The sequence below is a fragment of the Actinotignum sanguinis genome, from assembly GCF_003957255.1.
GTDB lineage: Bacteria > Actinomycetota > Actinomycetes > Actinomycetales > Actinomycetaceae > Actinotignum > Actinotignum sanguinis.
This window is the reverse complement of record NZ_QDIE01000005.1, coordinates 19,031-40,342: the sequence shown is the minus strand read 5'-3', so window position 1 is coordinate 40,342 and position 21,312 is coordinate 19,031. Positions and strand designations below refer to the sequence as shown.

The following is a 21,312-nucleotide window of genomic DNA, read 5'->3' as shown; positions in this document are numbered from 1 at the left end:
GTACGACATACGCACTACACCTCTAAAAACACCTCCTGCCCCCGCCGATACTCATGTGATTCTTGAGAGCGGTGTGATTCCCGAGTCTCGCGATGGTGGTCGCTAACGAGTAGCAGTCTCGTAGAGCTCGCGCAGCGCGGTAGCGACTTCGTGCGGCTTTTCCACCGCGGAGAAGTGGCTGGCACCCTCGAGTTCCACGAAAGGCTGATCGGGGCGTACCTCATGCAGCTGGGCAAATTCTTCGTGCTTGGCATTCGGGTCATCCACCCCGCGCAGCAGCAGGATAGGAACATCCAGCTCCATAACACCGCGGGTACCCGGGCGGGTGAGCATCATTTGTTGCAACCAGGAGAAAGCTCCGGCATCTACCGTCTTGAAATAGGCGGCAACCTTCTCTTTAAGCTCCGGGCTGGCCGCCGAGCTGAGCATAGTATCCACCCAGCCGGCCAGCACATCCCAGCTCTGCCCCGAGGCAAGCTTCTCAATGGCTTTTTCCCGCGGGGAAGGCGAGGGCTCCGGCCCCAGAATCGAACCGTCCAGCAGCGCGAGCCCGGCAATCTGCTCGGGGTGGCGCAGGGCATAAGCGGCCGTGACGGTCGCGCCCATGGAAATTCCGGCGAGCACGATGGAGTCATAGTCGGCCAGGGTTTCTTCGAGGGCAGCCAGGTAGGAATTGATGTGTGGCGTGGTGGCGCCCGCGGCGTCGTCGACCTCACTACCGGAAGGCGAGTCCCCGAAACCGGGGGCATCAATAGCAATCGTGTGCAGATCCGAAAGCTCAGCGCGCACGCCCTCCCACATCCGGGACGTCATCGGCATAGCGTGGAGCAGAACAAGCGGAATACCCGCACCTTCGTGAATATGTGTGGCAAGTTTCATAACTCGATTGTAACGCCGCTACCGGAACTTACCCCGGGTACGGCGACCCTGGCGACTAGTTATCAGGCATACACTTCGCGTCGGTGCGCAGCACGCAAAACCGTAACGAGGAGCTTATCGTCTTCTATTTCATAGATGACACGATAGTTACCCACACGAATACGCCAGGCGGGATAATTCGTTAGTTTCTTTACCCCTACCGGACGAGGCTGGACCGCAAGCTTTTCTATTTCCCCAAGGATTCGGTCCCGAATCGGCTTTTCTAACTTGCGAAGCTGCCTACCGGCTAAATTTGACAGAATAACGCGATACATTTAATCGAGACTGGCCTTGAAATCTTCCAGGGTAATGCGCACACCGTCATCAGTACGCTTGGCATGCTCATAGGCAGCGATATCCTGAGCCATCTCGAATTCTTCTAAGGCGTGAAGATCATCAATCGTGACAATGGCAGCAGCGGGTTTGCCGTTGCGAGTAACGGTGAATCTCCTACCGGCATGAAGCGTTTCCCCGAGCACATAGGAGAGTTCTTCACGTAATTCCCTAGTACTAACCTGATTTTCTGCAATAGTCATATCACATACTTTACATTGTGTACACACCGTACACAATTAGTTGTAGTCTAGGCGCGACCGCGGTGCTGCCAGCAACCCGGATGCCAGTGGCGGCGCGAATCCACCCCGTACTGGGCACCCCAGATGGTGTCCTCCGTCCAGGCAACGATATTGCTTTCGCCAACCCGGATCATCCCACCGCAACCGGGGCACACATAATCCTTCGCGGCGCTGGCGATGCGCCGCACTTTATATGTGGCGCCATCGCGGCCGTTTTCATAGGTGAGCCCACCCATCGCCGCGCTGATATTCAGCGGGCGAACGGGACGGGAGTACTTTTTCGACCGGCGCATTCTTCCATGGTAGCCCCTGAGCGCGCAGAGTCCACTAGCATCGCGTACGACGCCGCAGTCTCCCGGCTATGCAACCAGCTTGCCGTCCTGCGCAACCAACTGCCCGGCTCGGTAGACCCGCCGCGGGCGCAGCTCCTCATCCACAACCAGCAGATCCGCACGTTTGCCCACCTCGAGGGAGCCGCGATCGGTCAAGCCCATCACGCGGGCCGGGGTGGCGCTCGCCATGGTAACGGCGTCGTTCATATCGACTCCTGCGCCGACCACGGTGCGCACAATATCGAGAAGATGCGAGGTGCCGCCCGCGAGATTGCCCCCGCGCAGCCGCGCCTGCCCGTCGGTCACGTGCACCCGCAGCCCGCCCAGCTCGTAGGTACCATCCGCCATACCGGCAGCCGCCATGGCATCGGTGATGAGCGCGATATTTTCCGGGCCCACGATTTCGACCACGTTGCGCACCAGCTCGGAGCTAATATGCACGCCGTCTCCAATAAGTTCGACGACGCAGCTGCCGCGCCGCGCGGCAGCCAAATACTCGGCTACCGGACCGGGCGCACGGTGGCGCAATTCGCGCATGGCATTAAAGAGGTGGGTGGCCACCGGGGTTGCTCCGCCCGCCATCGCCCGCTCCTGGAGCTCCCGCGCCGGGCCGGCCTCCGCGTGGGTATGCCCCCAGGTGGGCACCACACCGTGCTCAAGCAGCAGGTCCACCACCTCGCTCGCCCCCGATAGCTCGGGGGCGAGCGTCATGCCCCAGGCATGCCCGCGGGCAGCGGTGAGGAGCCGGTTGGCGATCTCCACGCTCGGGGTTTCCAAATAGGCGGGGTTTTGCGCCCCCGCTCGCTCGCTAGAAAGGAAAGGCCCCTCAATAAGAATGGCGGCCAGGGTCCCATCCTCGACCGCATCGGCCAGCAAACTTGCCCCGGCCTCCATGCGCTCCACGCTCAGGGTGGTGAGAGCCGCGGCTATCGAAGTGGTCCCGTGCGCCAGGTGTTCCCCGGCCGCCTGCGCCACTTCCGCGCTATCTTTCGCATCCGGGAAGGAAGCCCCTCCCCCGCCGTGGCAGTGTTCATCAACGAGCCCGGGGAGGATGAGCCACCCCTCCGGGAGCTCTGCCGTCACATCGCTCGATACCGTATCTACCCGCGTGAGAACTCCCTTGTCCCACGCGATTTCACATTCGCGTACGCCGCCGGGCAACGCTGCCCGGCCGTATAAGAACCCCATTATCCCGTCCTAAAACAGTCGATCCTCCGGGTGGTCTATGCCACGCATATCGTCGTAATTCAAGATCATACAGTCAATGCCGCGGTCTTCGGCCAGCACACGGGCCTGAGGTTTGATTTCCTGGGCTGCGAAAATACCGCGCAGCGGGGTGAGGAGGGGATCGCGGCGCAAGAGGTCGAGGTAGCGGGTGAGCTGTTCGACCCCGTCGATTTCGCCGCGGCGTTTAATTTCGACGGCGATATAGCCACCCTCGCCGTCGCGCACCATCAGATCGACCGGACCGATGGCGGTGGGATACTCCCGGCGCACCAAGCTGGCCTGCGGGGCGATGCGTTCCACCTGTTCGGCCAGCAGTTTTTGCAGGTGCGCTTCCACCCCGTCCTTGACGAGTCCGGGATCCACCCCGAGGTCTTGCTCGTAATCAGAAAAGACCTCGTAGATCCGAATAACCAGCCGGTCATCGGTTTTCTTGTGCTCCACGTTCCAGATGGTGCGCACGCCCGCCTCGCGCTCGGCCGCGCTCGGTTCTTCTTCGGTGAAGAGGGTTGGGCCCATCATCCAGTTGAGGGGCTTGTAGGAGCCGGTATCTGCATGAACCAGCACCGAGCCATCCGCCTTGACCATGAGGAGCCGAGTGGCCGGTTCGAGATGCGCGTCCAGGCGTCCGGAATAATCCACCGAACAGGTAGCAAAAACAACGCGCATCTAGAACAACACCCAATCTCCCCGGGGCGGGGCCGAATCCGCCCACGCCACCAGCGCGGTATGCGCTTGGCAGCTCATGGCCATATCAATTTCTGTATGAGCATCCCCCACGCGGGCGGTGGCGATATCGTCACGGACTTTAACCAGGTTGATGCTCAGGGAACGCCGGTCGAGGCGCAGCGCCGGGCGCCAGGATAGGGAGGCGACCCTAAACCATTCCAGCGCATCGGTGCGGAAAAACACCACGCCGGTATGCCAGCGGTGCTGCCGGCGTACCGCCGCCTGGGAGGACCCCCACTGGTTGAAGAGGTACCGCACCCGCGCCAGGAAGTAGATGAGGAGCGCGAGGAGAACCAGCACGACGATCAGTGCTACGCTTTGCCAGCTCATTCGCGCTCTCCGCCTACTGCCCGCTAACCGACTGCTCGGTGACCGAATCGGCCACCACGATAACCTGGTTAGCGGTCACCGTGAGGAAGCCGGAGCCGGACATCGTGAAGCTGCGATCGCGTCCGTCCTCGCAGCCGCGCACCTCGACATTGCCTTCCGTGAGGAGGGCGACGAGCGGGGTGTGGTCCGTGAGGATACCCACCGAGCCTTCGGTGCCGGGCGCGGTCACCGATTCGGCGTTACCGCGCCACGCCAGCTCCCGCTGGGAAACGATCTCAACGTCCAGCATTATTCGCTCCGCAGTTCGTGGTACTTGCGTTCCAGATCCTCGATGCCGCCAATATTGAAGAAGGCCTGCTCGGGGACGTGGTCGTATTCGCCGTCGCAAATACGGCGGAACGCTTCCACAGTTTCCGCAACCGGAACGGTGGAGCCTTCCACGCCGGTGAACTTCACCGCGGTGTACATATTCTGCGAGAGGAACTGCTGGATCCGGCGCGCGCGGGCAACGGTCAAGCGGTCTTCTTCGGAGAGTTCATCCACACCGAGGATGGAAATGATGTCCTGAAGTTCGCGGTTCTTCTGGAGGATCGCCTTGACGCGGGTCGCGACTTCGTAGTGCTGCTGGCCCACGATCTGCGGATCCAGAATACGCGAGGTCGAGGCGAGGGGATCCACCGCCGGGTAAATACCCATGGATGCAATATCACGCGAGAGCTCGGTGGTCGCATCCAAGTGAGCGAAGGTGGTTGCCGGCGCCGGGTCGGTGTAATCGTCCGCCGGAACGTAAATGGCCTGCAGCGAGGTAATGGAATGCCCACGCGTGGAGGTAATACGCTCCTGGAGCGCACCCATTTCATCGGCCAGGGTGGGCTGGTAACCCACCGCGGAAGGCATACGCCCGAGCAGGGTGGATACTTCCGAGCCGGCCTGGGTGAAGCGGAAGATGTTATCGATAAAGAGCAGCACGTCCTGGTTGGCGACGTCGCGGAAGTACTCCGCCATCGTCAAGCCGGACAGGGCGATGCGCAGGCGCACCCCCGGCGGCTCGTCCATCTGGCCGAAAACGAGGGCCGTCTTATCGAGCACCCCGGCTTCGTCCATTTCGTGGATGAGGTCGTTACCCTCGCGGGTACGTTCACCCACCCCGGCGAATACGGAAACGCCATCGTGGTCGAGAGCCACGCGCTGAATCATTTCCTGGATGAGGACCGTTTTACCCACGCCCGCGCCACCGAAGAGGCCGATCTTGCCACCCTGCACGTAAGGGGTGAGCAGGTCGATGACCTTGAGGCCGGTCTGGAACATTTGGGTTTCCGGCTCGAGTTCGTCGAAGGCGGGAGCCTGGCGGTGAATCGACCAGCGTTCCTTCACCTCGATCTCATCGGGGGAAACGTTAAGCGGTTCGCCCACGACGTTGAAAACGTGCCCGCGGGTCACGTCACCGACCGGAACGGTGATGGGGGCACCGGTATCGATAACGACGGCGCCGCGCACCAGGCCGTCAGTCGGCTTCATCGCGATGGTGCGCACCACGTTATCACCCAGGTGCTGAGCCACTTCCAAGACCATCTCCTGCTCGATGACGCTTCCGTCACCGGCGGGGAGGGTGGCCGTGGTTTTCAGGGCGTTATTGATATCGGGAAGCGCGTCGGACGGAAATTCGACGTCGACGACGGCGCCAATGACCTGCGTAATCCGGCCGGTTGTGGCCAGGTCCGCGGTCTGCTCCTCTAGTTGTGCAGTCATAGTGTGTTCCTTATCCGTTACGAAGCGCGTTATCCGTTACTTAGTGCATCGGCACCGGAGACGATTTCAGTGATCTCGGTGGTGATCTCAGCCTGGCGCGCGTTATTGGCGAGCCGGGTGTACTTCTCAATAAGTTCAGCAGCGTTATCGGTAGCCGCGTGCATCGCCTGCTGGCGCGAAGCGAGTTCGGAGGCCGCAGCCATGAGAAGAATCGAGGAGATACGTTTGCGAACATACATGGGCACGAGCGCTTCGAAAACGTCGTGCGCTGAGGGTTCGAAATCGTAGAGCGGTTCGGTTTCTTCCGTGCCGCCGCCCGAGAATTCCGATCCGGTATCCTCCAGATCGCCTTCCCCGTAGTCCACAATGGCGAGCGGAAGCATGTGGCGCACCTGCACCACCTGGCTCACCATCGATTGGAAACGGGTGTAGACCACGTGGACTTCGGCAACGCCGCCTTCTTCCGGCGCGGCGGTGAAAGCCTCGAGGAGGGTGCGCGCGATTTCATCGGATTGCTCCGGATCGGGTTTATCCGAGGTGCCGCTCCACTCCCCAGCGATATTCACGCCGCGGAACTTGAAGTACTGCAGGCCGCGCCGACCGGTCACGTAGAGCACCGGATCCTTACCTTCGGCACGCAGATTCTCCACGGTGCGTTCCGCTTCGCGCAGTACGTTGGCCGAATAGGCTCCCGCCATGCCGCGGTCGGAAGTCACCACGAGTACCGCTACCCGATTGGTATCGGTACGCTCGCGCATCAGCGGGTGCTGGGCGTCAAAGTCGTGGCGCCCCACCAGCCCGAGCGCGCGGGTTACCGCCCGCGCGTAGGGGTCCAGTTCCTGCGCCTCCCGGCGCGCCGAGCCGATACGCGAGGCCGCAATGAGCTCCATCGCGCGGAACACCTTCTGCAAGGTGCTCGTCGCACGAATTTTGCTCTTGTAAATCCTCTGTTCGCCGGCCATCGATTAACCCTTCGTCGGCCGCGCGAGAGTTTCACGGGCCTGTTCGGCCGGGACATCCTCTTCCCCACCCGCGGGCAGGTTTTCGGCGGTGCGGTAGGACTCCGTGAAGGCACTCACCGTGGCTTCGAGTTCGGCTTCGAGATCCTTATCCATCTCACCGGTAGTCGCGATGGTTTCCAGCACCGAGGAGTTGTGCCGCACGTAGTCGAGCATGCGAGCTTCCCAATCGTGCACCTTCTCCACCGGGACATCATCGAGATAGCCCTTCGAGCCGGCCCAGACCGAAACCACCTGTTCCTCAATGGGGTACGGGGTGTACTGCGGTTGTTTGAGCAGCTCCATGAGGCGCTCACCGCGGGTGAGCTGCTGGCGGGTGGCCGGATCAAGATCCGAGGCAAACATCGCGAAGGCCGCCTGGGAGCGGTACTGGGCCAGGGTGATCTTCAGGGTACCGGCAACCTTCTTCATCGCCTTGATCTGCGCATCGCCGCCCACGCGGGACACCGAGATACCCACGTCCACGGCCGGGCGCTGATTGGAGTTGAAGAGGTCGGACTGCAAGAAGATCTGACCGTCGGTAATGGAAATAACGTTGGTCGGAATATAGGCCGAGACGTCATTCGCCTTGGTTTCCACAATCGGAAGGCCGGTCATGGAACCTCCACCCAGTTCATCGGAGAGCTTGGCGCAGCGTTCCAGCAGGCGCGAATGCAGGTAGAAAACGTCGCCCGGGTAGGCTTCACGCCCCGGCGGGCGGCGCAGCAGCAAGGACACGGCTCGGTAGGCTTCCGCCTGCTTAGAAAGATCGTCAAAGACGATAAGCACGTGCTTACCTTCGTACATCCAGTGCTGGCCGATAGCCGAACCGGTGTAGGGGGCCAGGTACTTAAAGCCCGCCGGATCGGATGCCGGGGAGGCCACGATGGTGGTGTACTCCAGCGCGCCGTAACGGGCCAGGGTACCGCGCACCGAAGCGATGGTGGAGCCCTTCTGGCCGATGGCCACGTAAATGCAGCGCACCTGCTTGGAGGGATCCCCGGTTTCCCAGTTCTTGCGCTGGTTGAGGATGGTGTCAATCGCGAGGGCAGTTTTACCCGTCTGCCGATCCCCGATGATGAGCTGGCGCTGGCCGCGCCCAATCGGGGTCATCGAGTCAATAGCCTTGATACCGGTTTCTAGCGGTTCGTGCACCGACTTACGCATCATCACGCCGGGAGCCTGCAGCTCCAGGGCACGCCGGCCGCTGAGATTCTCAATTTCACCCAGGCCGTCAATCGGCTTACCGAGCGGATCCACCGTGCGGCCGAGGTATCCGTCGCCCACCGGGACGGAGAGCACCTCACCGCTGCGGCGCACTTCCTGGCCTTCTTCAATATTGGAGAAGTCACCGAGAACCACAACGCCGATTTCCCGCTCTTCCAGGTTCATCGCCAGTCCGCGGGTGCCATCCTCAAAAACGAGAAGTTCATTGGCCATCGCACCGGGCAGGCCGGCCACGCGGGCGATGCCGTCCGCCGTCATGGTGACGTGACCAACTTGCTCACTCTCGGACTGCTCCGGCGTGTAGCTACGCACGAAGTTATCGAGCGCTGCCCGAATCTCTTCGGGCTGGATTGTCAGATCAGCCATTCTTTTTCCTTACCTGTTGCTCGCCGGTGCCGCCGGCATGGCCGCGACTTTATCGCGTACATCTTTAATTCTGGACTGCAGCGTCGCGTCAATAACATCCGAACCGTGCTGGATACGCATGCCGCCCACTACAGTCGGATCTACCGAAACGTGGATGGAAACTTCGGTTCCGTACATCGCGGTCAGGGCGCGCTGGAGGCGTTCCTCTTGGTTCGCCGTGAGCGGCTGGGCCACCAGCACCGATACTCCGGAAACATCGCCCAAATCCGCTGCCTGGACCGCGTACTCCATGAGTGAGGCGGCCAGGGTCATCTCCCGCACTCGCGCGAGGGCGCGGTGCGCGAGTACCCGGGTTTCCTCCCGAATATTCGGAACCACCCGATCAAAGAGCGCCGCGCGTTCCTCCGCGGAGTATTCCTCGCGGGAGAGCGTGATGCGCAGATCGGGAGTTTCTTTAAGCGTACGCATAAGCTGGTAGAGCTCATCTTCGACGCCGGAGAGCACCCCGGCGCCACGCGCCCGGACCAATACAGCGTGTGCGCCGAGGGTATCCACGGTCGTGACGAGATCAGCGTCCTCCGTCCACGTCCGCCCCGCTACCGCGCGCAGCACCGTAAGAACCGGTGCGCTCACGTGGGCGGCGAAAATGGCACCTGCCAGGCTTTCCCGTGCCGCACCAGCCCGGGTGGTATCCGCGAGGGTTCCACGCAGGGAAGGAGAGGCATTGATGGCGTCTGCAGCGGCGAAAAGTTCGCGCGCCAAGTCAATTTCCTGGCCGGGATATTCCTGAAGCAGGGCGTCCCACTCGGCGGTGACCGCGGCGGCGGATTGCTTACTCGTGGACCGCATTACGCCCCCGTTCGCGCCTGCTCCTCGAGATTATCGAGGAACGAATCGACGACGCCCTGGTTCACACTCGGATCGAGGCGAATCTGCTCACCCACGATACGACCGGCCAGCTGCGAAGCCATAGTGCCCAGATCCGCGCGGAGAATCCGCGCGGCGGCGTCGGTATCAGCCTTAATCTGAACCTGAGCCGCGGCGGAAATGCGCCGCGCTTCTTCGCCGGCTTCCCGGCGTGCACGCTCGATAATATCGGAGGCATTGGACTGTGCCTGGGCGCGGATATCCGCGGCTTCGCGCACCGCAGCGTCCTTTTCGGACTGGATGGTGGCGCGTTCTTGAGCCACTTCCTCGCGGGCGCGCTCGGCAGCGAGCAAACCTTCTTCGATTTTCTCCCGCCGCTCATCAAGCATCTTCGTCAGCGTCGGCCAGGCGAATTTATACACCGCGATGGCGACGATGAGGAAAGATACCGTGCCCCACAGCAGATCCGGAATGGCCGGAATGATAACACTGTGTTCTTCAGCGAGATACATTGCTTAAGCTCCGAACACGAAGCCCGCGGCGAAGCCGATCAGGCCGAGTGCTTCGGTAAAGGCGATGGACAGGAACATATTGACACGCAGGTAGCCGCGGATCTCGGGCTGGCGTGCGGTAGCTTCCTGGTTCTTCGCACCGATGAGGCCGACGCCGATGCCGGGGCCGATAGCCGCGAGACCGTAACCGATGGTCGCGAGAACTGCTGCAGATCCAGTCATGGGATTGTCCTTTTCTTGTTGTTTTAGTGGGCGGAAATAGAAAGTTGGATATACGCGGCGGTGAGCAGGGCGAAAATATACGCCTGCAGGCACGCCACGAAAAGTTCAAAGACGGTGAAGAGGATACCTGCCACCAGGGTGACCGTACCCAGGCCGATACCGAGGCCCCCGCCCATGGAGAAGTAGAGCGCGTGGGTGCCCAGGAAGCAGAGCACGAGCAGCATATGCCCGGAAAGCATATTGGCCAAGAGACGAACCGTCAGGGTGACGGGCCGAATAATGAAGGTAGAAAGCAACTCAATGGGCGTCATGATGATGTAAATCGGCCAGGGCACCCCGGGCGGGAAGAGTTGTTCCTTGAAGAAGGTACCCGCCCCGCGTTCTTTCATACCCGCAATAATGAAAGCCACGTACGCCACCACGGCGTAAATGAGCGGCATACCAATAACCGACGTACCCGCGAGCTGCAAGCCCGGGATAACGCCGGTCAGGTTCATAAAGAGAGTACCGAGGAAAATGGTGGCGAGCAGGGGCTGGTACTTCCGTGCCTGCCCTTCAAGAATTTCTTCACCGATCTGCACCCGCGAGAAGTCCAGCAGGGATTCCATCGCAGCCTGCGCACGACCCGGAATGAGCTTGGCGCGCTTGGCATAGATAACGCAGAAAACCAGAAGAACTAAAGCCGCAAGAAGACGAATCACCATCACGCGATTCATCTCAAATGGCGTGCCGGCGAAGAAGATGGGGGCGGGGAAGAATTCCTCAACTCCCGGGGCGTGGAACCCGTCGTTCTCCATCGGCAGGCCGAGCATGCTCAGATTCGCGAACGAACCGACTGCCATGCGCTCACCCTCTCCATCGAATCTTTCCGCGGCGGGAACCCCGCCTGAACGGCACTGCTAACCTATCTTAGCGTGGAAATCACAATTGTCATCACCGCGCGGCCTTGAACTTTGCCGCCGTGAACAGTGGTCTACGTTACTCTTACCGCCTCTGCGCGGCTAGGACTAAGCGCCCTGTTCCCGAATATACCCGCGAAACGCGGCCTGGCATCCCGGCCGGCTCACGATGCGGTCGCACGAAGATCCGCGCGTAATACCACCCACGATTGCACCGCGAGCGCACAGATAATGAGCCCGGCAAGCGCCAGCGCCGCGGTTCCCACCGGCGCGGCGGTCAAAGTCCGCACCGCCCCGAGGCCGCCCAACACCACCACGAGTTTGACCGCGTAGCTAGCCAGGGCCCATCCGCTCCCACCGGGCAGGTAACGTGCACTGCCCCAGGTCACCACCTGGAGGATAAACGCAATGAGGGTGGCCCATCCCACGGCGCAGGCGTGCTCACCTTGACCGGCAAGCAGGCACATCGCTATTCCGATTATTCCGACGACGACGCATCCGAGTGTTGCGCTTAGCTGGGCACGGCGCAGCAAGCGCGCGGCGCCTCCGCTCGGGGCGGCCCCCCACCCGGATTGGGCCCTCATTGATGTTCCTCCGCTTCCTGCACCGGCTCTGTTTCCCTCGCCTGCTCAATCATGGAAACAGGCGCATCTCCGGCATTCTCCTCCGGGATTCGCTCCCCGCGCGCCGCCGAGCTGCGCCGTCGGCCAAACATCCCGAAGGTGACCACGCAACCGAGCACCACCCCCGCCGCACCGATCAGGGCGACGTGCCGGGCGGGTAGCACAATAAGCAACATGCAGCTGAAGGAGAAAATAGCCGTCCACAGATAGAGAATGAGCACGGTGCCGGTATGCGAATGGCCCAGGCGTAGCAGGCGGTGGTGGAGGTGGCCGGCGTCGGCGTGGAAAGGAGACTGCCCGCGGGCCAGGCGCCGGGTGACGGCCCAGATGAAATCAGAGAGGGGCAGCACCACCACGGCGAGGGCCAGCAGCAGCGGCAAATACGCCGGGAGCGCGTAGCCGAGGGAGGTGGATTGCGGATCGATCTGCCCGGTGACCTGGATAGCCGAGGCGGCCAGCACCATGCCGAGCATAAGCGCGCCCGAATCGCCCATAAAGATACGAGCCGGGTGGAAATTATGCGGCAGAATCCCGGCGCACATCCCCACCGTGGCCGCCGCGGCGGCGCAGGCAACCGAGGTGTAATCCCCCGGGGTGGCATTGCGGGTAAGAATATAGGAATAAATAAAGAAAGCCAGGGAGGCAATCCCCACGATCCCGGCGGCCAGCCCGTCCAGCCCGTCCATAAAATTCACAGCGTTCACCGTGATGACCACCATGAGGATGGTGAAGAAAATCGATAGGCGGGTGGAGCCCACGGTCAGCCCCATAAAGGGCAGCGTGACGAACTGGACGCCCTGCCAGGCCATGACCCCGGCGGCCAGCACTTCGCCGGCCAGTTTCGTCATCCAATCGAGTTCCCAGATATCGTCGATGGCACCCACCAGGCACATGAGCCCGGCGCCCAGCCAAATCGCCCAGGCTTGGGAGGCAGGCCCGAGCACCCGGTGCAGGTAGGGGATCTGTGAGGCAATGGCGAACGAGGCCGAAAATCCCAAGAACATCGCCACCCCACCCAATCGCGGGATAGGCACGGTGTGGATATCGCGTTCGCGCACCTGCGTCATGGCGCCCACGCGCAGCGCCAGGCGCAGAATCGCGGGAACTAGGAAGTAAGTGATGGCGCAGCTGAGCACCATCATGAGCAGGTAGACGCGCATGCTCTCTCCTTCCTAGTGCTGTTGCCGTTCAGTCTAGCCGGCTCGCACCGTGCTTCAGTGCGGCGCCGCCGCATCGCTTCAGCCCAGCGGCACGATGGCGGCAATATCCTCATCAGCAATAGCGCCGTGGCGCAGGATCTGCGCCCGCTCTCCCGCGAAGCTCACAATGGTGGACGGCACCCCGCCCGGTGCGGTGCCCCCGTCCAGGTACACCGCGACTTTCTCGCCCAGCTGCGCACGGGCCTGCGCGGCGGTGCGGGCCGGGGCGTGCTCGGTAAGGTTCGCGGAGGAAACGGCTAGCGGGCCGGTGCGGCGCAGCAGCTCCAGAGCGAGCGGATGATCGGGCATGCGCAGCGCCACGGTTCCGTGGGTTTCGCCCAGGTCCCAGCCGATGCTGTTATTCGCGGGGAGGATGAGGGTGAGAGCCCCGGGCCAGTACGCCGCGGCGAGTGCGCGGGCGCCGGCCGGGATGGCGGAGGTCAAACGGGCGGCGTCCTCCATCGAGGCGACGAGCACCGGGGAGGGCTTATCGCGCCCGCGCCCTTTCGCGGTGAGGAGCCGGGTGACAGCCGCGCGCGAAAACGCATCCGCGCCCAGGCCGTAAACGGTATCGGTTGGGAGAACCACGAGCTCGCCGCGCGCGAGGGCGGCTACCGCGGCATCACAGGTGTCCATATTCTGCCTCCAAAAAACGTTCTCGCCCGGCCAGGTCCCGGCCGGTTGCCACCCGGGTGAAACCCTGTGTCCGAGCGTATTCGCGCAGGGGCGCGCTCTGCGTCTCGGCGTGTTCGAGAACGAGGATACCCCCGCCCCGCAGTAGCTGCGCCGCGCGCGCCACGAAAAGCCTGGGCAGGTCCAGGCCGTCCGCTCCCCCGCCCCACAGGGCCCGCGCCGGATCGGCCCGCACTTCTACGCTCACGGGCGTATCGGGTGGAATATAGGGAGGATTAGCGACGACGACGTCGACCGCGTGGTCCAGTTCGGGAAGCGGCTCAGTCACATCGTGGTGCAGAAAAGTAACGGGCGAGCCGTAGCGAGCATTATTGGTGGTGGCCAGGTGCAAGGCCCGGGGATCTGTATCGACGCCGATCACCCGGGCAGCGGGGACTTCGGTAGCGATACTCAAGGCAATGGCCCCGCTGCCGGTGCCAAGATCGACAACAAGGGGGCCTGCCTGCTGCCCGGCGGCGCCGTTCCGCGCCGCCGCTGCGCCGTCGTTCCCCCTGGCGGTACCGTTCCCGCGGGTATGCGCGGCTACGCACGCCCGCGCGGCCGCGATGGCGCGGTCGGCTACGATCTCAGTTTCCGGGCGCACAATAAGCGCATCGGGGGTGGATACCAGCTCGAGGTAGCGGAAATACATCCGCCCGGTAATATGCTGAAGTGGCTCGCGCGTGGCGCGGCGGGCCAGATACCGGGTGAAAAGTTCGCGCTGTGCCGGAGGCGGGGTGGTGCGCGGATCGGGGCGCTTCCCGGCGGCAGCTTCGGCCAGCCAGCGGGCATCGGCGGCCGGCGAATCTACCCCGGCCGCGGTGAGCTGCGCGGTGGCACCTGCCAGCAATTCCGCCCAGGTGGTCATAGCGCTCGGCTACCTTCTACTTTTCTTCCGCGGCTTCCATACGAGCCGCTTCATCCATAATCCGGGCCGAATCGATGACGGCATCCAAGTCCCCATCGAGAACCGCGTCGAGATTATGGGCCTTGTAGCCGGTGCGGTGATCGGAAATACGATTTTCCGGGAAATTATAGGTGCGGATGCGCTCGGAGCGGTCCAGGGTACGCACCTGAGAATGGCGCAATTCCGCGTTTTCAGCGGCCTGTTGATCCAGCTGGAGCTGACGCAACCGGGCGCGCAACACCCGCATAGCGGATTCACGATTTTGGATCTGCGATTTTTCATCCTGCATGGAGACCACAATCCCGGTGGGAAGGTGGGTAATACGCACCGCCGAATCGGTGGTGTTCACGGACTGTCCGCCTGGCCCCGAGGAACGGTACACGTCAATCCGCAGGTCATTCGCGGCGATTTCCACTTCGCCCGGGTCATCCACTTCCGCGAAAACAAGCACCCCGGCGGTGGAGGTCTGGATGCGCCCTTGGGATTCGGTTACGGGTACGCGCTGCACCCGGTGGACCCCGCCTTCGTACTTGAGGTGGGCCCAGACGCCTTCGGAAGGATCCTCAAGCTGCCCGCGGGAACGGATGGCAACCTCAAGGTCCTTATAGCCACCCAGCTCGGTTTGGTTGGCACCCAGCACTTCCCAACTCCAGCCCTTGGAGGTGGCGTAGCGTTCGTACATGCGGGCCAGGTCCCCCGCGAAGAGGGCGGATTCTTCCCCGCCGGCCCCGCCTTTGATCTCCATAATGACATCGCGGGCGTCGTCTTCATCGCGGGGAATAAGGACTTCCGTGAGTTCCTGGGAGGCTGCTTCGTAGCGTTCTTCCATTCCGGGAAGTTCGGGACGGAAGAGTTCAGCATCTTCCCCGCCCTGGGAGATGATTTCCTTAGCTTCGGTGAGGTCCTGTTCGGCCTGCAGGAAACGCCGGTACACGCGTACCACCCGCCCGAGTTCGGCATAGCGCCGCCCGAGTGAACGCAATTTATCCGGGGAGGAGAGAACTTCCGGGCTGGCCATATCCGCTTCGATTTTTTCAAATTCAGCGAGATGGTGCTCGGCAACCTCACGACGTGTATCAGCCATAACGAGGACCTTTCTTCACGCGCACCCAGCGCGTGCCCTGCCGCCACCGGAGAGTGGCGACCCTACCGACAATGGTGCAAAAAGAAAAGGAGCGCCCTTGCGGTGACGCTCCTTTCCGTGGCGCTTACTTCTTGCGCTTGCCGTAGCGTGCCTCGAAGCGAGCCACGCGCCCACCGGTATCCAGGATCTTCTGCTTGCCGGTGTAGAACGGGTGGCAGTTATTGCACACTTCCACGCGCATATGGTCACCGTTGTAGGTGGAACGGGTGGTGAACTCATTACCGCAGGTGCAGGTCACGGAGACCTCGTGGTAATCGGGATGGATTCCCTGCTTCATTATCTCTCCTTGGTTCGTAGCTGCCCCCGGGTCCGAGCATGGTTCTCCATATCACGGTGAACCGGGAGCCGACAGAAAATTATGGCACGGGCGGGCCGGCCGAGACAAGGTACCGTGCGCGTATCACATCACTATGTGCGCCACGCGCTCGGTACCCGGCCACCCGGCCGGCTCCTCCCGCCGTTTTTATTCGGCTTATTCGCCGCGCGATCCTTGCATGGAACGCATAATCGACACGAGGAATTCCGCGTTATTTTCGGTATTCCGCATCCGCTTGAGCACGAAGTCCGCCGCTTCATCCACTCCGAGAGTTCCCAGGGCCCGGCGCAGCTGCCAGATGACCTTGAGTTCTTCGGGCTTGTAGAGCATTTCTTCGCGGCGGGTACCCGAGGCGTTGATATCGATCGCCGGGAAGATACGCCGATCCGCGAGCTGGCGCGAAAGGCGCAGCTCCATATTGCCGGTGCCCTTGAATTCTTCGAAAATAACTTCGTCCATCTTCGAGCCGGTTTCCACCAGCGCGGAAGCGATAATCGTGAGCGAGCCACCATTTTCGATATTGCGCGCCGCACCGAAGAACTTCTTGGGCGGGTAGAGCGCCGCGGCATCCACACCACCGGAAAGGATACGCCCCGAAGCCGGTGCCGCGAGGTTGTAGGCACGCGAAAGGCGGGTGAGGGAATCGAGAAGAACCACCACATCCTGACCGAGTTCCACCAGGCGCTTGGCGCGCTCAATAGCCAGTTCGGAGACGATAGTGTGATCCGAAGCCGGGCGGTCAAAGGTGGAAGCAATCACTTCGCCCTTGACGATGCGACGCATATCCGTCACTTCTTCGGGGCGTTCATCCACGAGGACCACCATGATATGAACCTCGGGATCATTCGCGGCAATCGCCTTGGCGATCTGCTGCATAATCATGGTTTTCCCGGCCTTCGGCGGGGAAACAATGAGGCCGCGCTGGCCCTTGCCAATGGGGGCAACCAAATCGATGGCGCGAGTAGACAGGCCCTTACGTTCGGTTTCCAGGCGCAAAATCTCATCCGGGTAGACCGGGGTGAGCTTATTAAAGTCCGGGCGGCGCGCTGCTTCAGCTGCGGGCAGGGAGTTAATAGTATCCACCTGGACGAGCTGGTTACCGGACCGGTTATTGTTTTGATTATTGTAACGACGGCGCGGATTACGCTTGTTATTGCGGTTATTATGCGAGGAATTATCCTCATCGTGCTGGCGAATAGCACCCACCACGGCATCCCCGCGGCGCAGACCGTACTGGCGCACCAGCGCGGTGGAAATCTGCGCATCATTGGGGCCGGGCAGGTAGCCGCCGGTGCGCAGCACCATCTGGTTACCCTGGGTATCCACAATGCCGGCAACGGGAACGAGGGTATCCTCCGCCTGGCGCTTACCGGCCGGAATCTCCTGGCGTTCCTCACGTTCGGGCTTAGAAGCCGGCGCGGAATCCTCCGCCTCGTGATCCGCGCGATCAGTACGTTCAGCGCGTTCCGAGGTGCGGCGGGAGCGGCGGGCTTCTTCATGTTCCTCACCGCGCCGGTTGCGCTTGCGGCGGCGGCGCTCCGAGGTGGTGTCATGGTGGTCACCGGCGCGGCGTTCCGCGGCATCGCCAATGGCATCCAGGGCCGCGAGGGTGTTTTCGTCACTGAGGGAATCGGAACGGCGGGCAGTCGAGGCAGCTTCCTGCTTCGGTTCGGGCAGATCGATATGCACCGGTTCGCGGTGATCCCGGCGCACTCGGCGCCGCACTTTACGTTCCTCACGTTCATCGCGGCCGGCGGCGGTACTGGGCGCCGCCACGGGTGCGGCATCAGCACTGGCGGCACTTACCGCGTGGGGGCGGGTGGCTGCTTCCGCAGCGGTCGACACCGAGGCGGCTTCATCCGCGCTTTCCTTCTTCGCTGCGGGCTTTGCCGTGGTGGCAGCAGCGGGCTTTTCGCGCGTTTTCTTGATATTGGCGAGGCTATCTTCCTTGCGGGGCCGCCCGCGCCGCGCGGGGCGAACTTCGCGAATGGCCGCGAGCAGGTCCGCCTTCTTAGCTTTCGGGTCAATGTCCAGGCCGAGTTCTTCGGCGAGCGCGCGCAGCTGCGGCACCCGCATCGTTGAGATTGCGCCTGATGTTGGGGTTTCCGTCACGAGGTTCCTTCCTCGGAATTCAGGGGTTGTTAACGCACTTATGACAATTTCAAGTACGTGGGAAATAACCGGTATAAGAACGTCGGTTAGACCTTAGTCTACACCAGATAGGCGCCCCGTGTGGACATTCCAGCGGTATTCACCGTAAATCCACGCCGCTGCATCATAGAAACTGTGTCAGCGTCAAGGCGTGAAAATACTAGCACGGATGGGCCCGCACCGGAAATAACGGCCGGGAACCCGGCCGCGCGCAGTGCCCGCACCGCGTCCGCGGAGGCCGGCATCGCCCCGGCGCGATAGTCCTGGTGGAGGCGATCCTCGGTGGCCTGCCACAGCAAATCGGGGTAGTGCTCCAGGGCAAGGGCGAGCATGGCGGTGCGCGACGCATTAAAAGCGGCATCTGCGTGCGGAACGGTATCCGGCAACGCGGCCCGCGCCTTTTCGGTCAGGAGCTGTTCCCCGGGAATAAGGAGGGTGGTGTCCACCGCGGTGGGGATACGCGCCGCCCGGGCCTGCGTTCCTTCCATCCACGTGACGACGGCGCCCCCGAAAATCGCCGGTGCGGCATTATCGGGGTGCCCTTCAAATTCGGTGGCGAGGGAGAGGAGCACGCCGTCGTCGAATATATCGGGGCGATCTACCAGGCCGCGCACTAACAGTAAGCCGGCCACCACAGCCGCCGCGGAAGAACCGAGGCCGCGCCCCTGCGGAATTGCGTTAACGCAGTGCAGTTCAAAACCGACGCCGGGCAGGGCCGCCGCCTCAAAACCGCGGCGCAGAGCCCGCACGATGAGGTGATCTTCACCGGTGGGAAGAACATCCGCGCCTTCCCCTTCGATACTCACCCGGGTAGCGCCGGTGGTCAGGCGCACGCTCACTTCGTCCCAGAGGTTATGCGCCATGCCCATGCAGTCGAAGCCGGGACCGAGATTGCCGGAGGTTGCCGGGACCCGCACCCGCGCTTCGGAGGTGGCGATACGCATTAGGCCACCTCCACCCGCACGAAGCTCGCGGTGCGTACGGTCGCCAGGCCCGCGGCGGCGGAAAGATCCGCAATGGTTGCTTCCACATCGGCTTGGAGGGCTTCGTGGGTAGTAACCGTGAGGCGGCACAGGTGATCCGCGGTGGGCGATTCTTGGCTCACCCCGCTAATGGAAACATTATGGCGGGCAAAAGTCCCGGTAACCTCGCTGAGAACACCCACGTGATCGGCCACGTCCATGCTCAGCTGGAAGCGCGAGCGCGCCTGGGAGGGGGGCAGAATCGGCAGCTCGCCGTACGCCAGTTCGCGCGGAGCCAGCCCACCGTGCACGCGGTGATGCGCGGCGGCCACCAGATCGGAAAGCACCGCGGTGGCGGTGGGGTTCCCGCCGGCACCCGGCCCGTAGAACATGAGCCGATCCGCGGCTTCGCCCTCCACCACAATGGCGTTATAGGCGCCGTGCACGGTAGCGAGCGGATGCTGGGCGGGAATGAGCGTGGGGCCCACGTACAATTCAATGCCGTCCGCGCGCCGCTTGGCGGAGGCCACCAGCTTGACCACGTAGCCGCCACGCCCGGCCGAGGCAATCATCTCCGGGGTGATATCGCGGATTCCGTGGGTGTGCACATCCGAAAGCTGGACGCGGGTGTGGAAAGCGAGAGAGGCCAGGATGGCGCATTTTGCCGCGGCGTCGTACCCGTCCACATCGGCGCTCGGATCAGCTTCGGCGTAGCCGAGCTCCTGCGCCTTCTTCACCGCGGCATCGAAACTTTCCCCGTTGGTGGTCATTTCGTCAAGGATGTAATTGGTGGTGCCGTTGACGATTCCGAGGATATGGGTGACGCGGTCTCCGGCGAGGGATTCGCGCAGCCCGTAAACCACCGGGACGGCCCCGCCCACCGCGGCTTCGTAATAGAGGTCGACGCCGGCACGCGCCGCGGCGTCGTACAATTCTGGACCGTGTTCGGCCAGCAGCGCCTTATTTCCGGTGACCACCGAGGCACCGGCGGCAAAAGCGGCCAAAATATATTCGCGCGCCGGTTCGATGCCGCCCATGAGTTCAATAACAATATCCGCCTGGGCAATAATGGCGTGGGCATCGGTGGTGAGCAGCGTGCGATCAATGGCCGGATCGCGCGGGGCCTCCAGGTTGCGCACCGCAATTCCGATCACGCGCAGGCGCGCCCCGGCTCGCAGGTTAAATTCTTCCGCATTGGCTTGCAGCAGGCGGACGACGGCGCTTCCTACCGTTCCCGCCCCCAGCAGGGCAACCTTGACTTCCTTCACGCCTACTCCTTATCTTGACGAACGCGCCGCGCGGATGCCGGCTCGGCCGCGCGGATACCGGCTCGGTCCGGGCGATGCGCCGGCCCCTCATCTGTCCTCGCGTGTCCTAGCCTAGCGAAGGTGGCGCCGGTGCGCGCTGTCGGCCCGCCCGTTGCGGGTGGATGAGCTCCGCGTGCGGGCGCACGCGAGTATATGAGCTCCGCACGTCGAGCTACGTGGGTGTGGCGCTCACCACGCGGATGGGTACAATATCCCCATGGAAAATGCATCGAGCGATGCACAAAGAGAAAGCGAGGTGCGCGATGCCCACTGTGAAAATCAAGGACGTCACCTTCGGCTCCGGGCCGACGAAAATCCTCGTGTCCATAACGCCCGCCAATGGTGACGAGCTACGGACACAAGTAGCGAAGCTTCCCGCACAGGACATTGACGTCCTGGAATGGCGCGTGGATTTCCTCGAGGATCTTTCCACCCTCACCGAGGTGGGAACCCTCTTGCGCCAGGCCACTAACCTGCCGATTCTGGGCACCTTCCGCTCCGCGGCGGAAGGCGGTCAGAAAGCGATCATGCCCGATGATTACGGGCCTTTGGTGCTCCGCCTTATCCAATCCGGGCTGGTGGATGCGGTGGACGCGGAGCTTTTCCGCACCGGGGCCTGGACCGAGCGCATTATTCAGGAAGCGGCGCGGGCCCAGATTCCGGTGATCGGCTCCTATCACGATTTCCGTTCCACTCCGTCCGAAGATGAAATCGTTAACCGCTTGCGGCTCTTGCAGGTACACGGGGCCTCCATCGCAAAAATTGCGGTGACTCCCGCGCATCCGGGCGATGTGGTGACGGTACTCAATGCAACCTATCGGGCCAGCCAGGAGCTGCACGTTCCGCTCATCACCATCGCCATGGGGGCCTTGGGCACCATGAGCCGCATTACCTCCGCGATTTTCGGCTCCGCGGGCACCTGGGGCCAGGCCGGGCATACCACGGCGGCCGGGCAGATTGCCGTGCATGAGCTGCGCCCGGTCGTGGACGCTATTTCGGCCTGGAGCAGCGCCCCGGATACCTGGGAAAAGCCCGCGCAGGTGAGCGAGGCGGTTCTTCCGGAGGGATAACGATGTTTCCGGA

Annotated in this window: 25 protein-coding genes; 1 reads left to right on the top strand and 24 read right to left on the bottom strand. The window is 62.6% G+C overall.

What is annotated here, in order from left to right; genetic code table 11:
* Positions 1 to 102 precede the first annotated feature (102 nt).
* From DDD64_RS02510 to DDD64_RS02395, 24 genes are all read right to left on the bottom strand, one after another.
* Positions 103 to 879: an alpha/beta fold hydrolase gene (locus DDD64_RS02510; RefSeq protein WP_126134877.1), complete on the bottom strand. Its 777-nt coding sequence runs from the start codon at positions 877 to 879 to the stop codon at positions 103 to 105.
* A 62-nt stretch (positions 880 to 941) separates the two neighbouring features.
* Positions 942 to 1,193, bottom strand: coding sequence for a type II toxin-antitoxin system RelE family toxin (locus tag DDD64_RS02505; protein WP_126134876.1), 252 nt, complete (start codon positions 1,191 to 1,193; stop codon positions 942 to 944).
* A complete protein-coding gene (locus DDD64_RS02500) occupies positions 1,194 to 1,454 on the bottom strand; it encodes a type II toxin-antitoxin system Phd/YefM family antitoxin (protein ID WP_126134875.1) in 261 nt (86 codons plus the stop codon). It abuts the gene before it with no gap.
* Positions 1,455 to 1,501: 47 nt separating this feature from the next.
* On the bottom strand, positions 1,502 to 1,786 hold the full coding sequence (locus DDD64_RS02495) for an Rv1322 family protein (protein WP_126134874.1): 285 nt from the start codon (positions 1,784 to 1,786) through the stop codon (positions 1,502 to 1,504).
* A 66-nt stretch (positions 1,787 to 1,852) separates the two neighbouring features.
* On the bottom strand, positions 1,853 to 3,013 hold the full coding sequence (locus tag DDD64_RS02490) for an N-acetylglucosamine-6-phosphate deacetylase (protein WP_126134873.1): 1,161 nt from the start codon (positions 3,011 to 3,013) through the stop codon (positions 1,853 to 1,855).
* A gap of 9 nt (positions 3,014 to 3,022) precedes the next feature.
* Positions 3,023 to 3,718, bottom strand: coding sequence for an endonuclease NucS (gene nucS, locus DDD64_RS02485; protein WP_126134872.1), 696 nt, complete (start codon positions 3,716 to 3,718; stop codon positions 3,023 to 3,025).
* Positions 3,719 to 4,108: a DUF2550 family protein gene (locus DDD64_RS02480; RefSeq protein ID WP_026429109.1), complete on the bottom strand. Its 390-nt coding sequence runs from the start codon at positions 4,106 to 4,108 to the stop codon at positions 3,719 to 3,721.
* Between the two features lie 13 nt (positions 4,109 to 4,121).
* Positions 4,122 to 4,397 carry a F0F1 ATP synthase subunit delta/epsilon gene (locus DDD64_RS02475; protein WP_126134871.1) on the bottom strand — a complete coding sequence of 92 codons (276 nt, stop codon included), beginning with the start codon at positions 4,395 to 4,397 and terminating at the stop codon, positions 4,122 to 4,124.
* The gene (gene atpD, locus DDD64_RS02470; RefSeq protein ID WP_016441725.1) at positions 4,397 to 5,857 is read right to left on the bottom strand and encodes a F0F1 ATP synthase subunit beta; all 1,461 of its coding nucleotides are present in this window, start codon (positions 5,855 to 5,857) and stop codon (positions 4,397 to 4,399) included. Before atpD ends, DDD64_RS02475 begins: the two co-directional genes overlap by 1 nt.
* A gap of 29 nt (positions 5,858 to 5,886) precedes the next feature.
* A complete protein-coding gene (locus DDD64_RS02465; protein WP_126134870.1) occupies positions 5,887 to 6,819 on the bottom strand; it encodes a F0F1 ATP synthase subunit gamma in 933 nt (310 codons plus the stop codon).
* Positions 6,820 to 6,822: 3 nt separating this feature from the next.
* On the bottom strand, positions 6,823 to 8,448 hold the full coding sequence (atpA, locus tag DDD64_RS02460) for a F0F1 ATP synthase subunit alpha (protein ID WP_126134869.1): 1,626 nt from the start codon (positions 8,446 to 8,448) through the stop codon (positions 6,823 to 6,825).
* A 9-nt stretch (positions 8,449 to 8,457) separates the two neighbouring features.
* Positions 8,458 to 9,297 carry a F0F1 ATP synthase subunit delta gene (locus tag DDD64_RS02455; protein ID WP_126134868.1) on the bottom strand — a complete coding sequence of 280 codons (840 nt, stop codon included), beginning with the start codon at positions 9,295 to 9,297 and terminating at the stop codon, positions 8,458 to 8,460.
* Positions 9,297 to 9,827: a F0F1 ATP synthase subunit B gene (atpF, locus tag DDD64_RS02450; protein WP_016441729.1), complete on the bottom strand. Its 531-nt coding sequence runs from the start codon at positions 9,825 to 9,827 to the stop codon at positions 9,297 to 9,299. Before atpF ends, DDD64_RS02455 begins: the two co-directional genes overlap by 1 nt.
* Positions 9,828 to 9,830: 3 nt before the next feature.
* On the bottom strand, positions 9,831 to 10,049 hold the full coding sequence (gene atpE, locus DDD64_RS02445) for an ATP synthase F0 subunit C (protein WP_016441730.1): 219 nt from the start codon (positions 10,047 to 10,049) through the stop codon (positions 9,831 to 9,833).
* A gap of 23 nt (positions 10,050 to 10,072) precedes the next feature.
* Positions 10,073 to 10,891 (bottom strand): F0F1 ATP synthase subunit A, encoded by an 819-nt coding sequence (gene atpB, locus DDD64_RS02440; protein WP_016441731.1) that lies wholly within the window; start codon positions 10,889 to 10,891, stop codon positions 10,073 to 10,075.
* A gap of 221 nt (positions 10,892 to 11,112) precedes the next feature.
* Positions 11,113 to 11,532 carry a hypothetical protein gene (locus tag DDD64_RS02435; protein WP_126134867.1) on the bottom strand — a complete coding sequence of 140 codons (420 nt, stop codon included), beginning with the start codon at positions 11,530 to 11,532 and terminating at the stop codon, positions 11,113 to 11,115.
* Positions 11,529 to 12,731, bottom strand: coding sequence for a glycosyltransferase family 4 protein (locus tag DDD64_RS02430; protein WP_126134866.1), 1,203 nt, complete (start codon positions 12,729 to 12,731; stop codon positions 11,529 to 11,531). The genes DDD64_RS02435 and DDD64_RS02430 overlap by 4 nt, the downstream gene beginning before the upstream one ends.
* A 78-nt stretch (positions 12,732 to 12,809) precedes the next feature.
* Entirely contained in the window at positions 12,810 to 13,406 is a 597-nt protein-coding gene (locus tag DDD64_RS02425; RefSeq protein ID WP_087069879.1) for an L-threonylcarbamoyladenylate synthase, read from the bottom strand.
* Positions 13,393 to 14,310 (bottom strand): peptide chain release factor N(5)-glutamine methyltransferase, encoded by a 918-nt coding sequence (prmC, locus tag DDD64_RS02420; RefSeq protein WP_126134865.1) that lies wholly within the window; start codon positions 14,308 to 14,310, stop codon positions 13,393 to 13,395. Before prmC ends, DDD64_RS02425 begins: the two co-directional genes overlap by 14 nt.
* 16 nt (positions 14,311 to 14,326) lie before the next feature.
* Positions 14,327 to 15,433: a peptide chain release factor 1 gene (gene prfA, locus DDD64_RS02415; RefSeq protein ID WP_087069881.1), complete on the bottom strand. Its 1,107-nt coding sequence runs from the start codon at positions 15,431 to 15,433 to the stop codon at positions 14,327 to 14,329.
* Positions 15,434 to 15,557: 124 nt separating this feature from the next.
* Complete coding sequence (gene rpmE / locus DDD64_RS02410; RefSeq protein ID WP_016441737.1) at positions 15,558 to 15,770, bottom strand: 50S ribosomal protein L31; 213 nt, start codon at positions 15,768 to 15,770, stop codon at positions 15,558 to 15,560.
* A 195-nt stretch (positions 15,771 to 15,965) separates the two neighbouring features.
* Positions 15,966 to 17,921, bottom strand: coding sequence for a transcription termination factor Rho (gene rho / locus DDD64_RS02405; RefSeq protein ID WP_126134864.1), 1,956 nt, complete (start codon positions 17,919 to 17,921; stop codon positions 15,966 to 15,968).
* Positions 17,922 to 18,019: 98 nt separating this feature from the next.
* Complete coding sequence (gene thrB / locus DDD64_RS02400) at positions 18,020 to 18,904, bottom strand: homoserine kinase (protein WP_126134863.1); 885 nt, start codon at positions 18,902 to 18,904, stop codon at positions 18,020 to 18,022.
* Positions 18,904 to 20,190, bottom strand: a complete 1,287-nt coding sequence (locus tag DDD64_RS02395; protein WP_126134862.1) for a homoserine dehydrogenase — start codon at positions 20,188 to 20,190, stop codon at positions 18,904 to 18,906. The genes thrB and DDD64_RS02395 overlap by 1 nt, the downstream gene beginning before the upstream one ends.
* A 302-nt stretch (positions 20,191 to 20,492) precedes the next feature.
* Here DDD64_RS02395 and aroD point away from each other — a divergent pair, with 302 nt between their 5' ends.
* On the top strand, positions 20,493 to 21,299 hold the full coding sequence (gene aroD / locus DDD64_RS02390; RefSeq protein ID WP_126134861.1) for a type I 3-dehydroquinate dehydratase: 807 nt from the start codon (positions 20,493 to 20,495) through the stop codon (positions 21,297 to 21,299).
* The last annotated feature ends 13 nt before the right edge of the window (positions 21,300 to 21,312 follow it).